Below are 21,526 nucleotides of genomic sequence, written 5' to 3'. Positions count from 1 at the left end.
TTTTTATTTATTTTAAATTGCGAAATAAATGAAAACTAAATGTTTAAAAACTCTTCTTGATTAAAATTATTAAATTTAATTCATCTAGCGGAATGCGCTAGTTTTTCAATTTCATTACGATTTTCAATGCTAAAAATTTTTTCCTGTTTTGCATCTAAATCAGTTTGAATATCTTTTGTTTGCGCAAGTCACTTTGCCAAAATTGTTGGGTTTGAGTCAGTTTTTATACCGATTGGATCAAACTGGCCAACACCTTTAACAAGTCGATTTTGGCCTGGTAAAGTTGGTGGGAAATAACCTCCCCAAAAAATTCCAAGAACCTGATTATATTCATTAACAACTAATGACCCTGACATTCCATGTCCGCCGCGAAGTCCGGGAAGTGAAAGTGCAGTTGCCCCTTGGAATTTTTTTGTAGTATTTTCCAGCTTAAAATTGTTCTCTTTTAGCAACTCATCTGTAGTTATAAAAGCGTTTTTATTGTCTGTTATTCAAGAAAATCCGCCCAAAAACCCTCCTAAATAAGCATGTAAAGGCAAGGCTTTTTCAATTTTTGTAGTTTTTTGTTGTGCTGCTTTTGTAAAATTAGGAACTAATTTGTCAGTAATTAAAAAATCAAGTGGGGATTCATTATATTTGTGAATTGCATCAGGAATGTTTTTAATATAAGATCTATTCTCTCCAAAAATATCAAAGTCAAGGAAAGGAATGCCGAAATTAAAAGGATTTTTTTGCTGCTGATCATCAGGGAAAGTAATTTCAATTATAGCAATATCGCGAAATTTATCTTTAGTTGGCAAATCAAGCCCGATTGGGTTAATTTTTAAATTTTTTCAAAATTCTTTTGACTCAGAACTAATAAACTGGAAACCTTCAGGAGGAAGATAATCCTTTTTTCCTTCAGTTTTTGCAATTCTATCAAAACGACGGAATAAATTTGTATCATCAAAACTTATTGCATCAAGATTTTTTAGATTTCCATCAAGTAAGTAAGAAAATGAATAAATTTGGTCAGGTTTATTAATTAAATCAGCAACAACGTGTAAATTCGTTGCTAAATAATAAGTGTTTGTTGGTAAAAATTTCCCAGGATTTTTAGGATCTTCTTTTAATTTTCGATCAAAAACTCAAGCTGTTCCTGATGTAATTCGGCTTGCATTAGTTTTTGTCTCAGCTTCATAGGTATTTGAGCGTAACTGAATCACAATCGATCTTGAACGCAATGAATCATTTAGAATATCCTTTTCAAGAACTTTTGTGCCAAAATCAGCAACGATATTTTTGCTCTCTGTTTTTTGTGTGAAATTAATATTAACTTTAAAATAGTTTTGCACTGCGTTTCCAAAATAGAAATTAAGTCCTGATTCAGTGATTTTAAAACTTACTAGTGATGTAAATTGGTAGTTAAGTTTTTCAAAATTTTTTATTTTTTCTGTATGTTTAAAAAGTGAATTTGATGATAAAACTTTTTGTAGGGCAGTCCCAAAAAGTGGCCATAAAAGCGAATCACTTGAAGAATTTATGCTCTCTGAAATGCTTTTTAACTTTTCGGATAAATTGTCTGTTTTTGGCAGTTTATATCAAGAATCAATATAATCAAAATTAATTTCGTTAGTAAATTCGCTACTTTGAAAAATTTTGTCATATGAATTAAACCCTTCGATTTTAACAATTTGCCCTGGGCTTGTTGGTCCAGAAGTTAGCTTAGTTTCTTTTTTGTTCAAAATAAGATATAAATCCCCATTTTGATCATTTGCAAGAGAAGGAACAACCTTAATATCGTAATTGTTATAGTCAAAATTTCCAAAATCAATAAATTGCGCTAATGTTTCAGTTGTATTAGTTTCTGGATTTACAAGAAATGAAGGGAGAAAATTTTTATATTGTTCTTTTAATTTAAAGCTCTTAGTTTCAGTTAATTTTAAAAGTTCAAGATTTTTTTTGGTTTTAAGTTTGACAATTTTAGAGACATAATTATGGAAAGAATCATGATAAATTGATAAAATTACATCGATTTCACCAGTATTTTTCTCATAAGAATCTCGGAGAATTGTCCCTTTTATATAGTAGAAGTTCTTAACTTTTAGCCGGTAAGGATTTTTTGCAATCATTGCAATATTAGGAGCACTAGCATTTGGTTCTGGAGCGTCAAATTGGTCTTGATTTCTTAGTTTATTAATATCTAATTTCTCAAAATTTTCAGGCAGATTAACATAATCTCAAATACTTGAGTTAGAATTTATTTTATTGATATCAAAATTATTTTCATTTTTTAAAGTCAAACTGTTAATATTTTTAAAAGCAGTTTCAATTCGTTCTTTGTAAGCGTAGATTCCAGTTGTTTCTGTTTGGAATCCAGAAATTATAAATTCTTTTTCTTGGACTGAGTTTTGCGAACCTTTTACAAGCGCGTTAACTTTGATTTTAATTGAACCGTAAATATCATTTGCAGAGTTATGGTCAATTTTAATTTGGATATCAAATTTTTTGTTAAGATCAAAATTATCAACTCCAGGAACAAAAGTTCAAATAATAACGGAATTTAAAATGTTATTTTTTCTCTTAAGAATAAGAGAACTTGATTCATTTACGTAATCATAACTATTTGGAAGTGTTGATTGTTTTATAAAATCAGATGCTTTAATTTTCTCAAATCTTGACTGAACTCTACCACCGATAATTGAATCTAAAGGTTTTTTTAGATCTAATTCTTGATCTCAAGGATTACTAGAGCCAATTTCTGCAGTTAGATCGCCAATTTTTCTAATAGCACCAAATGGCTGACAAGCAACCGAAACCAATGGCAAAGTTAGGGCAGGCAAAATTCCAATTAAAATTTTTTTTAGAGTTTTATTTTGTTTTCTAATCATCATTGGTATAATTATATTATATTTGAAGTTAAATTTGATGAATTTTTTAATTTTAAGGCTCATTGGTGGAATGGTAGACACGGCAGACTCAAAACCTGCTGCAGCGATGCGTATCGGTTCGAGTCCGATATGAGCCACCAGTATTATATTTTAATTTTTAATCTTTTTTTAATTTTTTAATAAGAATTAAACAAGTTAAGAAAGGATTAGATTTTTAATTTTAAATTTAGGTTTTAAGAATTTATCAAAATATTAAAAAATACTATAAATTTATAGTATTTTTTAATATAATGGCAGTTGTTTAATTGAATTTATTTTAATAAAAATAAATAAAAATTGCAATTTTTAAAAATTAGATGTCTTTTATTGCGTTTTTGTAAATTGTATCAATAATTTCAACAGATTTTGCAAATTTTGCTTTTTCTTTTTTGTTTAGGTTAATTTCGATAATTTTTTCAATTCCGTTTGCCCCTATAATGGCAGGAACGCCAATATTTACGTTGCTAAATCCGTATTCGCCACGTAAATTTGCTCCGACAATTAAAATATTTTTTGAATCTTCGATAATATTTCTAACAATTCGAACTAATGCAGCGCCAATTCCGTAAAATGTTGCTTTTTTTCGATTAATGATTTCATAGGCGCGACGAGAGACTGGGAATTCTAGTTTTTCTTCGTAGTTAGAAGCGTTAATTCCTGTTATTTTTGAAAAATTGCAAAAACATTCGCCGGCAATTTTGATGTTAGAATAGGCGACAAAAGATGAATCACCATGTTCTCCCATAACATAGGCTTGAACTGAATTTGGCGAAACATTTGCCTTTTTTGCGATTGCAAATTGAAGTCTTGCAGTATCTAAAATAGTGCCGCTACCAATAACTTTTTGGTCAGAAAACCCTGATGCTTCACGATAGGCGCGAGTAAGTACATCAACCGGGTTTGAAGCGATGATACTAATTCCGCTAAATCCACTTTCTTTAACCTTAAAAGCAATTTCTCGGATAATTTGTATATTACCAGCAACAAGTTCTAGTCTAGTTTCGTCAGGTTTTTGTGGTCGACCTGCAGTTATTATAATAAAATCTGCATCTTTTAAGTCGCTATATTCATAAGGAAAAATGCTAAAAGGACGGGGTAAAGAAGCTGAGGCATCTTCAAAATCAAAAGCATTACCTTCAGCAAAACTGTGACTAATATCAATAATTCCATAATGAGAAGCAAGACCTTGATTCATTGCCGCATAAAGGAAAGAATTTCCGACGTTTCCAGCGCCAATTAGTGCTATTTTAATCGGTTTCATAAATTAAATTTCTCCTTTTTTGTTAGTTTTTTAAATTTGGGCAAATTTTTATTATCGTCCCAACAAAAATTTTAACACTTTATACTTATACTTATAGAAAATAAGGGGCGGAATATTATTTTTTAATACGCTCATTTTTAATACGCTCAATTTCGGAAAAACTACGTATTTTTAACAGTCTTTTATAATTTGGGTTTGGTTCTTTTAATAAAGCTAAGCCAATTGAAGAAACAAGGGAGAAAATAATAATTAGAATATAAGCGCCAAGGGCATAACCATCGACATTATTAGGGTCTAATTTTTTTATGTCAATACCTGGTGGCATATTAATTAACGAAGTTATAATGGTAGCAATGGTAAAAGCAGTATATCCAAGCCCTCAGATTAGTCCAAATTGAAAACCGATAGAGTAAGGATTTGTGCCTGGATATTCGTGCGGTAAATTTAATATTACCCCTTGAATTCCTCAGAGACAAATTCCCATAAAAAGCCCTAAAAATAAGAACAATCAAGTTCAGCCATCGGTATAAGTTTTAGCAAAAGCGGGATTTTTGCCCACTTTTGTAACAAAAACTATGGTCGCTAGCACGTAAAAAAATACTCCAATACCAATAATTGTTGAAATATATTTTCGTCTTTGGAGTTGATATTTTGAAAAAAGACCGATTGTAAAAGGCCCAACAAATACGCCAGTTAAAAAGAAAATTAGGAAAACGGAAATTTTATCATTAAAAATTTCAGAAGAATCACCAATTAACCTGTGGAAAATCGGCTTTGAAAATGTAAAGGGGAAAATAACTGCAACAAGTCATGAACCGTATAAAATTGTTCAGTATCAAGTATCTTTTTGTTTGAAAAACTTCATTAAAGTTAGTGTTTCTTGATTGTCTTTTTTGGCAATATTTGCGGGGTATAAATCAAATTTAGTGCCTAAAATTATATAGCCGATTAGCGGGATTAGAGTTAAAAGGCCAATAACTAAAAAAACAATTTGCCAATTATCGCGAACAACTTTTTGGGCATTTTCTCCAATAATTCCTGCAAAAGGAATAAGAGTTATTATTGTGCCAATTGGGTAAAAAAATGGTGAGAATTGTGAAATAACAGCTTTTTGTCTTTGGTTTAAATAATTTGAAACAACTGGTTGAATTAAAATAATTTGCATTGTTCCGCCAATTGCAAAAATTGTTCTTAAAATTATAAAACCTGCATAAGTAGGCGAAAAAGGCGCAACGATTCCAAAAAGCATAAAGATTAATGATAAAATTACTGTATATTTATGTGAAATTCTAACAATTAATCACCCAACTAAAACTGAGCCAATTCCACGTCCGATTGTAATTCCTCAGTTAACTGCTTGATTTACAACAGTACCTGGTGCCTCGTTTACATTTGGGAAAAAATGGCCTAAATAACCACTTACTCCTGCTTTGCCGTTTAGTCCGGCAGAAGCAAAGCCTCAATTCATTACAAAAATCATATAAGCAAAAACTAGTAAAGTTCAGAGGGACAATCCGATTCTAAAAGTTAACTTTTTTTCTTTTATGTTTTTTGCAGCAAAATCAAGAATAAAATTTTTTTTCATATAATTTGTGTTTTCTACATTTAAAAAAATAATTTTAAAAAACAGGCAAGAGAAGAGAAACCCTAGTTAGTAATTATAACTTAAAAATCTTTGATGATTATAATTCAAAAAAATATTTAAGGTAAAATATAAGTTTTAGTTTAATGAATTTTTGTTGCATCAAATCGATCGGTTGTTTGTAAAATTCTTGTTGCTGAATATCAAAAATTTACCTTTGATTTTGCAACTTCTTCTAAAATTGCCTTTTTCTCAATAGTGAAAATTATTGTCTCAACACGTCATTGTCGCTGATTTGTATAACCAGAAATTCCCTCTCAGATATTATAAGAATGTCAGTATTTGATTGATTTGAAATGTTGAATAATTTTTTCGGGTTCATTTGTGTAAATTTGTAAAAGTAATTTACCATATTTTGGATAAATTCTACCCACAATCGTTGAACTTACGATTAAATAAAGGAACAGCGCAAATAGTTTTTGTCCAAAAAGTTGACTATCAACTTGCAAAGGCTCAATAAAATAAAGTAAAACTAGCGAAAGAAGTCCAAAAAATATTGAAATACTAAACATTATTTTCTCAATAGGTTTGCGATACTTTAACGCTATTAAATAAGTTATATAATCTGTTCCACCAGCAGAGCCGCCAAATTTTCAGGCAATTCCTATAGACCAGCCTGATAAAATTGCACCAATAATTGTGTAATAAAATAATGTTCAAGAACCTTTTCCATTTCCATCACCAATTAAAATATTTTTAACTAAAAAATTTTTTATTGGACTATCTAGCGAAAAAACTTGGTTTCATATAATTTGGAAAAAAAGTCAAATAAAAGTAAGATAACTAAAACTTTTATTTGCGACTTTCACTAACGTGAAAATCATTAACGGAATATTAATTGCAAAGTATATTAAGGCAAAAGTTCAACTAATATCAACATTGTATTGTGAGTTAACTATTATTGTAATCAAAGCGGGAATTGCAGAGACACCAGTGGGCAGGGTTTTTGCAAAACCAAGGAAAAATGTAACACCTAAAGTAAAAAGAATTGAAGAAAATGCCATCATTGTGATTGATAATGTTTTTCGTTTTCAAAAGTTTTTAATGTTAATTTTGTCTTGGTTAAGCTGAAAAATTTCCCGTTCTGCACGTGTAATTAGTTGTTTTTTTAAACATTTTGCAAAATTATGATTTTTTTGACTCGCACAAGAGCATGACCCATTTTTTGTTTCGTTTTTTTCTCGAGAAGGCATAGTGTTTTACCCATTTTTTATATATATAAAAAACCACTAAACACAATACTTCTCGATATGGCTGCTATATTTCTATCCTGACCAGGTTACAAGGTTATTATTCTAGTGGCACATAAATTTTACCACAAACTTCTAAATTTTCCAAATATTTTGAGTAAATTTTTTAAAATTTAAAAATAACAAAAGTTAACCAATATTATAATATAATACAATATAATATATAAGTAAAATTTTAAATGAAAAGGTAGGTTAAAATGGGGAATTCTGAACCAGAGCCAGAACACTTTTTTTGCTCAAAAGCGAAAAGTAAAAGTATTTTAGAAAACTGGGAATATCCTTTTCTAATCAATAAAAGCCCTTTTAACAAAATTAATGTTGTTTTTTGCCATGGTTTTAATTCAAATCATAATGTATTTTGAAGTTCAATTGAGGCGATTAATAAAGAACTTGGAATAAATTATTACAGTTTTACCTTGCCTGGAAATAATTTAACACCAGCTACCGAAAACCAACTTTATTTAGAATATTATGCGGATTTAACAGTTGATTTTATTAAAAAATTGAATCTAAAAGAAGTTATTCTAGTCGGGCATTCAATGGGGGCAGCAAATGCAGCTTTGATTTATAAAAGAATTCCTGAGATAATTTCGAAAATTGTTTTTATAGCCCCAATGAATAAAGCGAATCTTCCCTTAAAGGATTTGTTCTATGAAAAATTTTTTCCAAAAACTCCAGAAGAAATGCTTGAATTTTTGACTATTTATGAATATGATAAAAAAAAGTATAAAAATCCAAAATATTTAAAATGGGCTAAAACTTTTTTTAATTATGAATATTTTAACAATAAAAACATTGTTGATCTTTCTCGAAATTTTTTAAAAAATAATATGATGGATCAAATTGAAGAGGGGCTTAAGCAAATAAAATGTCCCGCACTTCTTGTTTTAGGCGAAAAAGATGGAATTGTGTTGCAGCAAGAAACTAAAGAGTATTTTGAAAAATTAATTGGGCATGTTCAAACTGAAATTATTCCCAGAACTGGTCACCTAATTTATAGCGAGAATCCTGAGCGTTTTAATAAAGTTTTTAGTATGTTTCTAAAAAACTAGTTATGAAATTATAGTTTTTTAGAATTTATTTAGTCAAAAAACTTGATATAAGGTTTTGTTGTTTTCTGTAGTTTCACAGTTTAGTTTAGCAATAAAAATTGAAAAGTTCTGTAATTTATAGTTTTTTTAAAAAAAGTTATTGTTTGCCATTTGTTTTAAGCTTTAAGCTTGATCTTTTTGGAACCTATTTGGGTCTAAATTAGTTAGCCATCATAATGCTTACGTATTTACGTTTTCTTTTTTTTTGGAATTTAACAATTCCATCAACAAGGGCAAACAAACTATCATCACCGCCGATTCCGACATTTTTTCCAGGATAAATTTTAGTCCCTCTTTGTCTATAAATGATTGAACCGGTAAGCGCAAATTGGCCATCAGCAATTTTTTGCCCAAGTCTTCTTCCAGCCGAATCTCGGCCATTTTTGGTGGATCCACCTGCTTTGGTCTTTGCCATTTTTTAAACTATCCTTTCAATTCCGTGATTTTTACTTTTGTAAACGGTTGTCGATGACCTAATTTTCTTTTGTGTGTTGATTTTGGATTGTGCCGGTAGACAACAATTTTTTTCGCTTTCCCTTGTTTTTCGATAATTCCTGTAACACTTGCGTTTTTAACAAATGGAGCGCCTATTTTACCATTAATAAACAAAACATCGGCAAAAGTTACACTTTCGCCTTCATTTTTGTTGATTTTTTCAACGTAAATTATTTGATCTTTTTCAACTTTAAGCTGTTTACCACCGGATTTAATAATTGCAAACATAAGTTTCTCCTTATGAATATCATCCTCAAGGCACTGAATTTAGAAATCAGGTTTAAACCTTTTTGGTATGAGATGGTTGGTTAACCTAACGAAGAAATTATACCATTTTTTTTTTTTTTTTAAATGGAGAAAATATTTTTTTGTTTTTTATTGCTATAATTTTAAAAATGAAAACAAAACTGAGTTTTGAAAGCTTTTTTAGAAGCGAAACTAAAAAAACGTATTTTCATGAATTAATGAAAAAATTAGAAATTGAATATAAGAACTACCAAGTTTTCCCAAAAAAAGGTGATTTATTTAACGCGATTAAAATAACTGATTTTGATAATTTAAAAATAGTGATTATTGGTCAAGACCCTTATCACCAAGAAGGGCAAGCCGATGGACTTGCATTTTCGACAAAGGCAAAAATCTTGCCTCCTTCACTTAAAAATTTGTTCGAAGAAATAAAAAATTCCTATCCTGATTTTTCAAAAAAAGACGGGAATCTTAAAAATTGGGCAAAACAAGGAGTTTTGTTGTTGAATATAGTTTTGTCTGTTAGAAAATCAAGCCCAAATTCTCATGCAAATATAGGTTGAGAAATTTTTAGTTACAATTTGATAAAATTTATTGTTGAAAATAAAGTTGATATTATTTTTTTATTATTAGGTCAAAAAGCAAAAACATCAGTTGAAAATGTTAATTTTGAAAAACAAAAAGTATTTTTTTATTCACATCCTTCACCTTTTAGTTTTGCAAAATCCTTAAAACATTCTGATGTTTTTAAGAAAATAAACATTTTTTTAAAGCAAAAAAACCAGTCAGAAATCAATTGAAACCTTTAATAAAAAAAGTGTATAATTTTGATAATTTACTTACTTAAACTTAAAGCTTAAAGAAAGGTTTATTTTATTATGTCAATATTAGAAAAAATGAAAAAATACTGTGACCTTGATGGAATGTCACGATATGAAGATGAAATTGTTGCTGAGTTAAAAAAATCAACAGAAAAGCTTGATATTGTTTATTCTCGTGATGGTTTTGGTTCTTTGATTATGCAAAAAAGAAAGTCAAATTCAGGGCCAAAAGTTGTTGTAGCGGCTCATATGGATGAGGTTGGCTTTATTGTTTTAGACATTACCGAAAAAGGTTTTATTAAAGTAAAATCAATTGGTGGAATTTGAGGAAATGCGGTAATCGGTGCGAGATTTAAACTAATAAATTCATTAGGTCAAGAATTCTTTGGAGTTGCTGGCCACACCTCAATCCACATCATGGAGCGGGAAAAAATTGAAAAAGCTTTACTAGTGAAAGATCTTTATTTTGATTTTGGCTTTAGGTCAAAAAAAGAAGCTGAGGAAGCAGCTGTTGAAATCGGTAATAGAATTTATTTTAACAACCCTAGTTTTTTAATGCAAAATAATGATTTTTTTGCATCAAAAGCAATCGACAACCGCGCAGGCGTGGTTGTCATTGATGAATTAGCACACCGTTTACATAAAAAAAAGTTAAAATCTAATCCAATTTTAGTAGGCACAGTGCAAGAAGAAGTTGGTTCCCGTGGTGCAAAAATGGTTGCCAAAATGGTTGATGCTGATATTGCTTTTGCAATAGACACTGGTGCTGCACATGATACTGAAGGAGCAATTCCTGGGGTACAAAAATTAGGCGCAGGTGTCGCAATCGATATTGCTGATGGCGGCGCTTTAATGGACCCGCGCCTGGTTGAAACTCTTTTCCGTATTGCTAAAGCTAAAAATATCCCTATTTATCGTTATGTGTCCCAAGGTGGCGGAACCGATGCTGAGAAATTGCAATATTCAGGATATGGGACTCCAACTGTTAGCATTTCAATTCCACAACGTTATTTACACTCAACTTATGGACTAATTAGCCTATCAGATATTAAAGCCGCCATTGATTTAATTGAAGCCTTTATTGTAGAATATGGGCAAAAAGAACACGATCAAATAATTTATAAATAAATATATAAGATTCAAAATTTGAAAAAATAGTTGTTATTAAATACTTTTTTAGAAAAAAATTGACAAAATTTAAAATCTAATAAATAAAGTAGATTGGTTGTTTTATTGCTTTTTCGGCTTCGGCTTTAGCCGCTTTCGAGTCATCTCATTTAACAGAATGGCCATCACCTTTTATTTCACCAGAACCTGTTTTAAAAGTTCTATAAATTGCTGCAATTCCGAGTAGTGCGGGCGTTAATTTTGCAACAGCAGTTGCAAGTCCAGCAACTCCTGCTAGAACTCCAGCTCCACCGGTTTCATTTTTAACTTTTTCACTTAGTTTAACTAAGTTTTTGTTTGATTGGCTTTTCATTATTTTAATCTCCTTTCACTCAAAGTTAAGTAAAAAATTAAAATTATTAAAAAAAAAGAAAAATTTAGGAAAAAAGTGCAATTTTTACTATTAACTCGCAAAATTGCTATTAAAATTATTAATAATCAAGAATTTTTTCATAACAAAATTCTTGATTTATCTTTTTTTAATTTTCAAGAAATTGCTGATTTTGCTTTTTCAGGACTGAATTTAGATATAAACAAATTAATTTTGCCCGATTCGCTTTTAAAAATTGGCGAATCGGCTTTTATGTTGAATAAAATTAAAAAGATTATTTTTGGTAGCAATATAGAAACTATTTTAGATTCAGCTTTTGAGGCAAATCTAATCAGAAAAATTGAGTTCCCAAAAAAAGTTACGCAACTAAATAATTCTGTTTTTGCTAATAATAAAATAAAAAACCTTGTAATTCCTAGCTGAATTTCGAAAATTGGTTCAGATTGTTTTGCTGATAATTTAATCAAAACACTTGAGTTTAAATCTAATAATATTAATGTTGATATATATGCTTTCGTTGGAAATTCACCAAATCAGGTCAATATTTTGGGCAAATATAAAGCAAAAAATGGCGATGAAATTTTTGATTTTTATAAGTTTGTATTTGATTTTCTTATTAATTTTGACAAATTTGATAATAGTTTTAAAGTTTTAATTAATAATTTAAGTCTTAATCATATCTTATTTTCTTTTAATTGGGAAAATTTGCAAACAATTAACTTAATTTGTCCGGAAAATAAAGGGAAAAAACAGTTTGAAATTTTTATAGACAAAGCAAAAATTGGCAAAAATCTTGAATTTGAAGGTTTAGGTTCTGAATTTTTCAAAAAAACATTAAAAATTTACTAATAAATTTCTTAATTAAGTTTATAATTACTAATAATTAACTAGCACTTTTTATATTTTTCAATAAACCAAATACATACAAGGGAAATTCTTTCAAAAATATGAATAATATGAAAAATTATATTTCAAAAAGAACGAAAATAATAGCAACAATTGGTCCTGCAACGCAAGATTATGAGGTTTTAAAAAAATTAGTATTATCTGGAGTTAGTGTAATACGTGCAAATTTTTCGCATGGGAATTACGCTGAACAAAAACAAAAATTCGATAGCGCCCGCCGACTTTCTCAAGAACTTAAAATCCCAATTTCAATTATGTTAGACACAAAAGGGCCAGAAATTCGCGTTGGCAAGATTCTCAACGGATTTCAAAAAATTCTTGCAAATCAACGTTTAATTGTTCTAACCGATACAGATTCATACAAAAATTTTGAAGGAACAGCGCAAATAATAACAGTATCACATCAACTAGAAAATGATTTAAAAATTGGTGATAAAGTTCTTTTTGATGATGGGAAATTACAGTCTATTGTTGTTGAAATCGAACCGGGAAAGATTGTTGTTAAAACAAAAAATTCTCATATTTTAAAACCAAATAAACGACTTAATTTACCAGGAGTTGCATTTTCGCTTCCTTTTTTATCCCAAAAAGATATTGATGATATCCTTTTTGGGATATCAGAGAATATTAACTATGTTGCCGCATCTTTTGTAAATTCTGGCGAAAATGTCCGTGAATTACGTAAACTTTTAGATGAAAACGGTGGTTCTCACATTCAAATTATCTCCAAAATTGAATCAACACTTGGCCTTGAAAATATCGACGAAATCATTGAATTATCTGATGGAATCATGATTGCGCGTGGTGATTTAGGTCTTGAGGTTCCTTATGAAGAAGTTCCATTTCAACAAAAAAGAATTATTCGTAAATGTCGTTTTGCCGGAAAAACTGTTGTTGTCGCAACACAAATGTTAGATTCAATGGAAAAATCATCTCACCCAACAAGAGCCGAAGTTTCTGATGTATATTGAGCAACCGAATTAGGCGCTGATGCTACAATGTTATCAGGCGAATCGGCTCAGGGGCAATTCCCAATTGAGTCAGTGCAAGTAATGGCAATTATTAATAAAAGAGCGGAAAAAGAATTTTATAATAAACTTTTCTATACAAAACAACTAGCGGTAATTACTAAAAACTCAAAAGGACAAAGAGCCAAAATAGCCCATAAATTAGCGCATCTTGCCTATGAAAAAGAAATAAAATACACAGTTGTTTTATCACGAACAGGCGAGCTTTTGAAAACAATTGCTAAATTCCGTCCAAATACGGCCGTAATCGGCGTTGTTAATAACGAAAAATTAATTAATGGTTTTGGGATTATATCTTCTGTTTTTGTTTCAATTAATTCAATTTCCGAATTTGCTGAAATCAAAAAGGATTTTAATTTAGCCCGACAAGTTTTAAAGCCATTTGGTGTTGAAAAAGGCGATACATTTTTAGTTGTTGAAAACGAAAAAATGGTGCAATTTGTCTATTAAATTTTTCAACTTTTTTATAATTTTTTATTTTTATAGTATAATTTAGGGTGCAAATTTTTATTTGCAGAAAGTAGATTCGCTCTCACCTGAAGATCTTGCTGATCTTGGGTTTACCTGACAAACAAAAATTATTATTTTTTTGTCTAAAAGCGTAATTGAATCCGCTTTTTAGTATTTTTCTAAAAATTTACTAAATGATTTAATATGGAGTGAAATATAAGTTTTGAATCCAAAAAGTCTTTTTCAAAAAAAACCATCACAAGAACATCAAATTAACGAAAATATATCTTTTCCAAACATTTTTTTAGTTGGTAGTGACAATGAAAAAATTGGGAAAATGCCAACAAAAGAAGCGATTCAAATGGCTAAATCAAATGGGCTTGATTTGGTTTTAATTTCAATTAAAGAAGTCAAAACTAAGGATAATCAAGTTCAAAAAGTCCCAATTGCAAAAATTCTTGACTACGGCAAATTTCGTTATGACATAAAAAAAAAGAAAAAGGAAGAAAAAGAAAAGCAATCTTTTACCAACAATCGCGAAATTCGTGTCAGCTTTAATATAAATATGCAAGATATATTAGTGAAGTCAAAAAAAGCGCGTGAATTTATTCTTGACGGTGATCGTGTCAAAATTGCACTACGTTTTCGTGGACGTGAAATTACAAGGGTTGAACAAGGTAGAATAACACTTGATATTTTTTATGAACAGTTAAAATATATCGCTAAAAAAAGCAAGGAAATTTCACAAAATGGTAATTTTTTAGTGTTGCATCTTGAACGAGATCGAAAAAAACTTCCAAAATTCACTTCATCAAAACAGTTAAAAGAATTACTCGAATATGAAGAAAAACAAAAACAGGAAGAAAATGCCTAAAATTAAACTAAAAACTAAATCCGCAATCAAAAAAAGAGTAAAAGTTACTGCAACTGGAAAAGTTAAACACGGGCATGCTTATCGTTCTCATCTTGCTCAAAGTAAGACAACAAAGCAAAAACGTCAATCTAGAAAAGCAACTTTGATGCATTCTTCGGATTTTAAACGATTAAAAAAATTAATTTAGTGTAAAAATAAATTTTTTAACAATATTATAAAAAGGGAGGACATACTTATAATGAGAGTCAAGGGTGGAAGTGTAACCCGTCAGCGTCGTCGTCGTTGATTAAAATTAGCGAAAGGATACTGAGGGCATAAATCAATTGGTTTTAAAGTTGCAAAACAAGCTGTGATTAAATCATGAACTTATTCATTTCGCGATCGCAAACAGCGCAAGCGCGATATGCGTAAAATGTGGATTTCGCGAATTAATGCCGCTGCACGTACTCACGGAATTTCTTATTCGCAGCTAATGTATAAAATTAAGGAAGCAAATATCGAAATTAACCGTAAAATGCTTGCAGAAATGGCAATTCATCATCATTTAGAATTTAAAAAGATTGTTAAATTAGTTTCAACAAAAAATTAATTAATATAAATAACTCATAATAACTATTTTTTAGGAGCCAAAATGGCAAGAAAAGACCCAATTTCACAGCGTGGCCCATTAAGCGGCAACAATCGTTCTCATGCGCTTAATGCGACAAAACGTAAATTTAACCTGAATTTACAACAAGTTACAATAAAAACTGCCTCAAGGCAAAAAATTCGTCTTAAAGTTTCAACAAAAACAAAAAAAACCTTACGTAAATGAGGACAAATTTAGTTTGTTTTAAATCATAAAATTTAATTTTTTTATTAAATCAGAACAAAAAAGATTTCTAAATGAATGGACTTTTTCTATTTTGTTAAATCTAGAACAAAAATTTTCTTTTATAAAAATTTTAAAGCTCCTTTTTTGTTAAAATATAAATTAATAATTATTTTAAACCATTCCATCATTTTAATTTTTTTAATTTAAGCTAATATTGTTTAATTTATGCTGTTTTTTAAATTACACAAGATTGACAGGTTTCATAATTTTCGGAATTTTCAAGAACATCTTGGCGAATCCGTACATAATAAATTGATTTGCAACCTTTTTTAAAAGCGTAAATATATGCAAGATTTAAATCTCGAGTTGTCGCTTTGTCTGTCATAAATAAGGTCATTGAAATTGCCTGGTCAACATGTTTTTGAGCTTCTGCAACAATATTAATAATTGGAATAGGCCCTAGTTCGTATGCTCCTTTTTGGTAAAAGTTGTATGTTTTATGACTTAATTTATAAGAAGGAACATATATTCTTCCTAATTTCCCTTCTTTTCTTACCTCGACTGGAGCAACAACCGGCTGAAGCGACGGAGTGCAAGAAGTAAGATAAGAAATTGAACCTGTAGGGGCCACAGCCATTAGATGTGAATTCGCAATTCCGGTTTTTCTTATTTGCTTTACAAGTTCAATTCAGTCTTTCTGAGTTGGAATAAAAACATTATATTTTGCAAAAAGTTCTTTAATTGTTGTTGTTTTTGGTAAAAAAGTATTTGGGTCTGTTTTGATATATTTATCAAAATATTCGCCAGTTGCAAATTTCGTTTTTTCAAATCCAGCAAAAGGACCATAAATTTGCGCAAGTTTTTGCGAAGCTTTAAATGAGGCAAAAGCAAGACAATAGAAAAAAATATTGGTAAAATCAAGAGCTTCTGCAGAATCATAATTTATTTCATTTTTTGCAAAAAATCCGTGTAAGTTCATTGCGCCGAGGCCAATTGCATGGTTTAGTTTATTGCCTTTTTCAATTGAAGGAGCAACTGATAAATCAGAATTTCGCGAAACAATATCAAGCGAAAGAACAGCATAATAAACCATTTCTTCAAAATTAACCCCAGATTCCATTGCTTTATCGATATTTATCGATCCTAAATTACAGCAAATATCTTGCCCTGTTTTTTTAAAACTAAGATCGGCTAAAAACGTGCTTGGAGTCGAAGGTTGGGTAATTTCGCTGCATAAATTTGACATTACAACACGATCTGGATGAGCGTTTTCTTTATTTACAGTATCTTCAAATAAAATGTAAGGATAGCCGCTTTCAAAGTGTAATTCTGCAATAATTTTAAAGAGTTTTCTTGCCAAAATAAAGGTTTTTTTAATATTCGGATTTTCAAGCATTTCATAATATTTTTCTGTAATTGAAATGTCGCTAAATGCTTTTTTATAAACTTTTTCAACATCATAGACCGAGAACAGTGCCATTTTTTCATTATTTTTTGCTAATTCGAAAGTAATATTTGGAATTAGGACTCCAAGGGAAAGCGATTTTATTCTAATTTTTTCATCGGCATTTTCCCTTTTTGTGTCTAAAAATGCAAGAATATCTGGATGATGAACATTTAAATAAACAGCGCCTGCACCTTGACGCTGACCTAATTGGTTTGCATATGAAAATGAGTCCTCAAGAATTTTCATAACAGGAATTACTCCAGTTGCTTGATTTTGAATATCTTTAATAGGCGCGCCTTGCTCACGTAAATTTGTCAGAAGAACACTTACACCACCACCACGTTTTGAAAGTTGTAAAGATGTTGTAATTGCCCGTGAAATCGACTCCATATTATCTTCAACGCGAATTAAATAACAAGACACAAATTCTCCCCTTTTTAATTTTCCAGCATTCAAAAAGGTCGGAGTTGCTGGTTGAAATCTACCTAACATAATTTGTTCAAGAATTTTTTCGGCATTTTTAAAATTTCCTTTACCTAAAAACAAACTATTTAATAAAACGCGATCGGGAAAATGCTCAAAATATGTTAAATTATCATTAGATTTAAGACCGTAAGTTGAATAGAATTTAAATGCGCCCATAAAAGATGGGAAAAAATGATTATAACTTCATGCTTTTTCATTTAATTTTTCAAGTTCAGTAAATGAATATTGACTAATAACTTCAGGATCGTAATATTTTTGACTAACTAAGAAGTTAATTCTTTCTTTAAAAGAAGCAAAAAATTTAAATTTTGGATTAATTTCTTCTTCGATATACTTTTTTGCCGCTAATAAATCAAATTTATAAGAATCAGGATGTTTTGCATATAGTTTTGCATTTGCATTTAAACTGATATAACTTTCTTGTTGGTTTGAGTTAAAATTTAATTTTAAATTTTTTTTATTCATTTAAGTTCCTCAAAAATCTTTTAATATTTCTCTGACTTTAACAACATCATCATTTGTTCCTAACAATTCAAAACTGTATAAAAAAGGAACATTTAATTTTTTTGATATAACTGAACCTGCAAGCGCAAAAGTGTCGCCAAAATTTGTATTTCCAGAGGCGATTACTCCTTTGCAAAATTTACGGTTTTGTTCATTATTTAAAAATTTTATCACTTGTTTAGGCACAGCGCCACTAGTTAGCCCGTTTCCGCCGCTGTAAGTAGGACAAAAGAGAACATAATCTTTCATAACTGTTAAATTTTGATTTATTTCAACAGGAATTCTTTCTTTTTTGAAGTTTAATTTTTCAACAAAACGGTGAGTATTATTGGAAATTGATGAAAAATAAACAACAAAAACTTCTCCTTTTGGTTTGACAGGGCTTGATTTATTTTTATTGTTATTTTCATTATTTATATTATTTAACATTTTAAAATTCCCAGTCTTCATCTTCAGTTTCCTCAGCAAGGGCCATTACATAAGAAGAGCCATTTCCTGAAAAAAAGTCGTGATTTTCATCGGCTCTTGCTGATAACTGACTAAAAATTTCAGGCTCAATTTCGGTTTCTTCTTTTGAAAAAGGCGAATCATAACCGAGGTTTTGTAAAAATTTTCCGGCATTGTATATACTAAATTTTATCGCTGATTCTGCAAGTCCAACTTCAGAATATAAATCATAAAGATAATCTTTTTCAAGTTCAATTAGTTTATATAGTAAGTCAAATACAAATTTTTTTATTTCCTCTTGTTTTTCAGTTGTTAATTTTTCGACTTTTTTTTGAAATTTGTATCCCGAATAATAATTATGAATAACTTTATCGCGTAAAATTAGACGAATAATATCTGATGTATTTGGAAGTTTTGACCGTGCTGCAAGATAAAAAGGAAGATAAAAACCACCATAAAGCAAAAAACCAGGCATTAAAGCCGCGGCAACTTTTGATTTTAAAGGATCTGAATCAACATAAAAAGGTATGAGAATTCTCGCTCTTTTTTGTAATTTTTCGTTATTTATCACCCAATTATGAGCTTCTTCAATTTCTTCGCTTGAACAAAGAGTGGAAAAAATCGAACCATAAGAACGGGCATGAACCCCGACCATGAAAGCAAAATTTGTATAAATTACTTGTTCATGATCAGTTAGTGAATGACTTATTTGTGCAACATCACCAATTGTTGCCTGAATTGTATCAAGCAAAGTTAGACCTGTAAAAGTTCTTGTAATAACTTGTTTTCAAGTCGGCGATAAAGTTCTTCATGACTCAAGATCATTTGATAGTGGAATTTTTTCTGGAATTCAAAAATTTTGCACCACTCTAGTTCAAACTTCTAGATCTTTTGGGTCGTTAATGATATTTCAGTTTACAGATCTCATCTTTCCGGAAAAATTATTAAGAGCATATTCAAGAGGTGAAACTGATTGGTTATAGTAATTATTTTTTACTTTTAATTTAATATGTTCGTCTAATTTATTCATAAAATTTTATCTTTTTCTACTATTATATTTATTCTGCTAGCGCTTTCTACTAGTGCTGTAGGATCTAATTTTACCAAAAACTAAAAATCTTTAATTAATTTTTGTAGTTTTTGAAAAATTAAATCAATGAAAGATTTGTTTCTATATTAAAAGATTCATAAACTCATAGATTTTTTAGCAGCCAAAATCTTATAAAAGAAAAAATGTTAATATTTTTTATTATAAATTTTAATGGTTTTTTGAAATAAAATTCATTTATTTTAAAAATACAAAAAATACAAAAATAAAATTAGATTTAGATACCAGTACTTTTATATTTTATAACAATTTTAACATTTTTTATGGTATTATTTAAATAAGTTTAAAAATGGGGACTAATAATGTTAAAAACTAAATCGAGGAACATCTTAAATTGAATTAAAGTTAAAACAATAAATTGATGGTGAACTTCTGTTATAAAAATTGACGAATTTGTTATTTTGATATTAAAAGTGTTGCAACTTTTTATTTTTGATTTTAATCATTAAAATTGTAAAACTTTTAGGATAGGATATGAAAACTAATCCATTTTACACGGGAATTAGGGTTATCAATCTTCCACAGCCTATATTAATTACGCTTTCAGTTATTTTTTTTGTGTTAGCATTTGTTTCAATTTCTTTTCATAAATATACAAGAAACAAAATAAAAAAATATAAAGAATTACAGATTAAAGATTGAAAAAACGAAAATCCTAGCAGAAAGCACTTAAGTTATGAAAAAACAGGTATGTTTTTGCCTGCTTGGCAACGAGCAAAATATAATTTACATATAATTCTTTGCGTAATTTTTCTTGTTGGCGGCTTTGTTTTCGCTTTTGGAAATACGCTGACAACTTTATAAAAAAAAAAAAAAAAAACTAACAAAAAGGTAAAATATGCAATAATTCATAGCTTTTTTGCCAATTTATTACAAAAACAAACTTTTTAGGTTCAGTAACTTCTTTTAATTGGGAAATTCAGCGCTAGGTGTTCCACTTTTGCCTTAATTTCCGCAATTTCTAGAGGGTTTAGTTCTTTTTTTCGTAGAACAAAATCAATTATTTCAGCTAGTTGACTAAATTCATTTTCTTTAAAACCACGCGAGGTCATTGCTGGGGTTCCTAAACGAAGTCCTGAAGTTACAAAAGGACTTAAAGAATCGTTGGGGATGGTGTTTTTGTTTGTGATAATGTTAACTGATTCTAATAAAATTTGGGCTTGTTTGCCGTTTAAATTATAGGAATTAAGAACATCAATTATAAAAAGGTGATTTCTTGTTCCATTTGAAATGAGTCTAACCCCCTTTTTTTTAAATTCATTTGCAAAATGACTAGCGTTTTTCACAATTTGTGCGCAATATTGTGAAAATCAAGGTTGTAATGCCTCATTAAAAGCGACGGCTTTGGCAGCGATTGTATTAAAAAGCGGTCCGCCTTGAATTCCGGGAAAAACAATTTTATCAATTTTAGCTGCAATTTCTTTATCGTTTGTTAAAATAAGGCCGCCTCTTGGCCCTCGCAAAGTTTTTTGGGTTGTGGCGGTTATCACATGAGCGATTCCTACTGGCGAAGGATGATTTTTTGTTGCAACAAGCCCAGCAATATGTGCAATATCAGCAAGTAAAAAAGCTCCTACTTTATCAGCAATCTTGCGAAACCGGATAAAATCAATTGTCCCTGAATAAGCAGAATAGCCACAAATAATTAAATTAGGCCTTGTTTTTACAGCTATTTTTTCAATTTCATCATAATCAAGAAGTTCATTTTTATCCAAATAATAACTAATACCTAAATAAAACATTCCCGAAAAATTAATTTTATAACCGTGAGTTAAATGCCCTCCAGAATTTAAATCAAGCCCAAGAATTTTATCGCCTGGTTTTAAAATTGCTGCAAAAACAGCTGCATTTGCGCTTGATCCTGAATAAGGTTGGACATTTGCAAAACTAGTACCAAACAATTTTTTTGCTCTTTCGATTGCAATTAACTCAATTTTATCAATGAATTTGCATCCGCCATAATAACGTTTTCCTGGATATCCTTCGCCATATTTATTGCTAAGACTTGTGCCATTTGCAAAAAGAACGTCTTCAGATGCATAATTTTCACTTGCGATTAGTTCAATTTGATTATTTTGTCTTTTAGTTTCTAAATTAATCAGCTTGGAAATTAGTTTATCTTTAAGTTTGACTCTTTTGTACATTTTTGATCTATAAATTATATACTAAAAATAAAAATTAAAGTATTTTTTAGAGTTTTTTAACTTTTTTTGAATTTACAAAATTTTTGTGTTTTGTTTAAAAATTTT

The 21,526-nt window shown here is 29.6% G+C and carries 21 protein-coding genes, 1 tRNA gene and 1 other RNA gene; 11 read left to right on the top strand and 12 right to left on the bottom strand.

The genetic code is table 4. The annotated features are described in order from the left end of the window. Positions 1-35: 35 nt before the first annotated feature. Entirely contained in the window at positions 36-2,873 is a 2,838-nt protein-coding gene (locus MYF_RS02070) for a DUF31 family protein (RefSeq protein WP_236681774.1), read from the bottom strand. Positions 2,874-2,926: 53 nt separating this feature from the next. Here MYF_RS02070 and MYF_RS02065 point away from each other — a divergent pair. Continuing rightward, a tRNA-Leu gene (locus tag MYF_RS02065) sits at positions 2,927-3,010 on the top strand. Positions 3,011-3,222: 212 nt separating this feature from the next. Here the strand turns inward: MYF_RS02065 and MYF_RS02060 are convergent. The 4 genes from MYF_RS02060 to ffs form a co-directional block, all read right to left on the bottom strand. Beyond that, positions 3,223-4,170, bottom strand: coding sequence for an L-lactate dehydrogenase (locus MYF_RS02060; protein WP_002557783.1), 948 nt, complete (start codon positions 4,168-4,170; stop codon positions 3,223-3,225). Between the two features lie 115 nt (positions 4,171-4,285). Continuing rightward, complete coding sequence (locus MYF_RS02055; protein ID WP_002557782.1) at positions 4,286-5,755, bottom strand: hexose phosphate transporter; 1,470 nt, start codon at positions 5,753-5,755, stop codon at positions 4,286-4,288. 140 nt (positions 5,756-5,895) lie between these two features. Beyond that, positions 5,896-7,005: a YitT family protein gene (locus MYF_RS02050; protein ID WP_002557781.1), complete on the bottom strand. Its 1,110-nt coding sequence runs from the start codon at positions 7,003-7,005 to the stop codon at positions 5,896-5,898. Positions 7,006-7,025: 20 nt separating this feature from the next. Then, an RNA gene (gene ffs / locus MYF_RS03235) (signal recognition particle sRNA small type) lies at positions 7,026-7,122 on the bottom strand. Positions 7,123-7,259: 137 nt separating this feature from the next. Between ffs and MYF_RS02045 the strand changes: the two genes are divergently transcribed. Then, positions 7,260-8,114 (top strand): alpha/beta fold hydrolase, encoded by an 855-nt coding sequence (locus MYF_RS02045; RefSeq protein WP_002557780.1) that lies wholly within the window; start codon positions 7,260-7,262, stop codon positions 8,112-8,114. A gap of 199 nt (positions 8,115-8,313) precedes the next feature. Here MYF_RS02045 and rpmA read toward each other — a convergent pair whose 3' ends face one another. Beyond that, a complete protein-coding gene (gene rpmA / locus MYF_RS02040) occupies positions 8,314-8,568 on the bottom strand; it encodes a 50S ribosomal protein L27 (protein WP_002557779.1) in 255 nt (84 codons plus the stop codon). Positions 8,569-8,576: 8 nt separating this feature from the next. Next, a complete protein-coding gene (gene rplU / locus MYF_RS02035) occupies positions 8,577-8,876 on the bottom strand; it encodes a 50S ribosomal protein L21 (RefSeq protein WP_002557778.1) in 300 nt (99 codons plus the stop codon). Between the two features lie 167 nt (positions 8,877-9,043). Here rplU and MYF_RS02030 point away from each other — a divergent pair, with 167 nt between their 5' ends. Both MYF_RS02030 and MYF_RS02025 read left to right on the top strand, forming a co-directional pair. Next, on the top strand, positions 9,044-9,703 hold the full coding sequence (locus tag MYF_RS02030; RefSeq protein WP_039387785.1) for a uracil-DNA glycosylase: 660 nt from the start codon (positions 9,044-9,046) through the stop codon (positions 9,701-9,703). Between the two features lie 69 nt (positions 9,704-9,772). Beyond that, positions 9,773-10,843 carry a M20/M25/M40 family metallo-hydrolase gene (locus MYF_RS02025; protein WP_002557776.1) on the top strand — a complete coding sequence of 357 codons (1,071 nt, stop codon included), beginning with the start codon at positions 9,773-9,775 and terminating at the stop codon, positions 10,841-10,843. A 76-nt stretch (positions 10,844-10,919) separates the two neighbouring features. Here MYF_RS02025 and MYF_RS02020 read toward each other — a convergent pair whose 3' ends face one another. After that, complete coding sequence (locus tag MYF_RS02020; protein ID WP_002557775.1) at positions 10,920-11,195, bottom strand: hypothetical protein; 276 nt, start codon at positions 11,193-11,195, stop codon at positions 10,920-10,922. A 75-nt stretch (positions 11,196-11,270) separates the two neighbouring features. Here MYF_RS02020 and MYF_RS02015 point away from each other — a divergent pair, with 75 nt between their 5' ends. The 6 genes from MYF_RS02015 (at position 11,271) to rpmB (ending at position 15,297) form a co-directional block, all read left to right on the top strand. Next, positions 11,271-12,062 carry a leucine-rich repeat domain-containing protein gene (locus MYF_RS02015; protein ID WP_002557774.1) on the top strand — a complete coding sequence of 264 codons (792 nt, stop codon included), beginning with the start codon at positions 11,271-11,273 and terminating at the stop codon, positions 12,060-12,062. A 98-nt stretch (positions 12,063-12,160) separates the two neighbouring features. Continuing rightward, on the top strand, positions 12,161-13,597 hold the full coding sequence (gene pyk, locus MYF_RS02010; RefSeq protein WP_002557773.1) for a pyruvate kinase: 1,437 nt from the start codon (positions 12,161-12,163) through the stop codon (positions 13,595-13,597). Positions 13,598-13,820: 223 nt separating this feature from the next. Continuing rightward, positions 13,821-14,471, top strand: a complete 651-nt coding sequence (gene infC / locus MYF_RS02005) for a translation initiation factor IF-3 (protein WP_039387630.1) — start codon at positions 13,821-13,823, stop codon at positions 14,469-14,471. Then, positions 14,464-14,658: a 50S ribosomal protein L35 gene (gene rpmI / locus MYF_RS02000; protein WP_039387628.1), complete on the top strand. Its 195-nt coding sequence runs from the start codon at positions 14,464-14,466 to the stop codon at positions 14,656-14,658. Before infC ends, rpmI begins: the two co-directional genes overlap by 8 nt. A gap of 51 nt (positions 14,659-14,709) precedes the next feature. Continuing rightward, positions 14,710-15,060 (top strand): 50S ribosomal protein L20, encoded by a 351-nt coding sequence (gene rplT / locus MYF_RS01995; protein ID WP_002557769.1) that lies wholly within the window; start codon positions 14,710-14,712, stop codon positions 15,058-15,060. A gap of 42 nt (positions 15,061-15,102) precedes the next feature. Then, the gene (gene rpmB / locus MYF_RS01990) at positions 15,103-15,297 is read left to right on the top strand and encodes a 50S ribosomal protein L28 (RefSeq protein WP_002557768.1); all 195 of its coding nucleotides are present in this window, start codon (positions 15,103-15,105) and stop codon (positions 15,295-15,297) included. A gap of 223 nt (positions 15,298-15,520) precedes the next feature. On the opposite strand, the gene nrdE is transcribed toward rpmB, so the two are convergent. The 3 genes from nrdE to nrdF are packed head-to-tail and all read right to left on the bottom strand — an operon-like array spanning position 15,521 to position 19,199. Continuing rightward, positions 15,521-17,683, bottom strand: coding sequence for a class 1b ribonucleoside-diphosphate reductase subunit alpha (gene nrdE, locus MYF_RS01985; protein WP_002557767.1), 2,163 nt, complete (start codon positions 17,681-17,683; stop codon positions 15,521-15,523). Next, entirely contained in the window at positions 17,684-18,151 is a 468-nt protein-coding gene (nrdI, locus tag MYF_RS01980; RefSeq protein WP_002557766.1) for a class Ib ribonucleoside-diphosphate reductase assembly flavoprotein NrdI, read from the bottom strand. It lies immediately after the preceding gene. Between the two features lies 1 nt (position 18,152). After that, complete coding sequence (nrdF, locus tag MYF_RS01975) at positions 18,153-19,199, bottom strand: class 1b ribonucleoside-diphosphate reductase subunit beta (RefSeq protein WP_002557765.1); 1,047 nt, start codon at positions 19,197-19,199, stop codon at positions 18,153-18,155. 552 nt (positions 19,200-19,751) lie between these two features. Here nrdF and MYF_RS01970 point away from each other — a divergent pair. Beyond that, complete coding sequence (locus tag MYF_RS01970) at positions 19,752-20,081, top strand: hypothetical protein (protein ID WP_002557764.1); 330 nt, start codon at positions 19,752-19,754, stop codon at positions 20,079-20,081. A gap of 83 nt (positions 20,082-20,164) precedes the next feature. Here MYF_RS01970 and glyA read toward each other — a convergent pair whose 3' ends face one another. Continuing rightward, entirely contained in the window at positions 20,165-21,421 is a 1,257-nt protein-coding gene (gene glyA / locus MYF_RS01965; protein WP_002557763.1) for a serine hydroxymethyltransferase, read from the bottom strand. Positions 21,422-21,526 lie beyond the last annotated feature (105 nt).

Origin of the sequence: Mesomycoplasma flocculare ATCC 27399 (assembly GCF_000815065.1) — a bacterium.
Classification (GTDB): Bacteria; Bacillota_I; Bacilli_A; order Mycoplasmatales; family Metamycoplasmataceae; genus Mesomycoplasma; species Mesomycoplasma flocculare.
The sequence above is the reverse complement of the archived record's forward strand: the minus strand, read 5'-3'. Positions and strand labels throughout refer to the sequence as shown.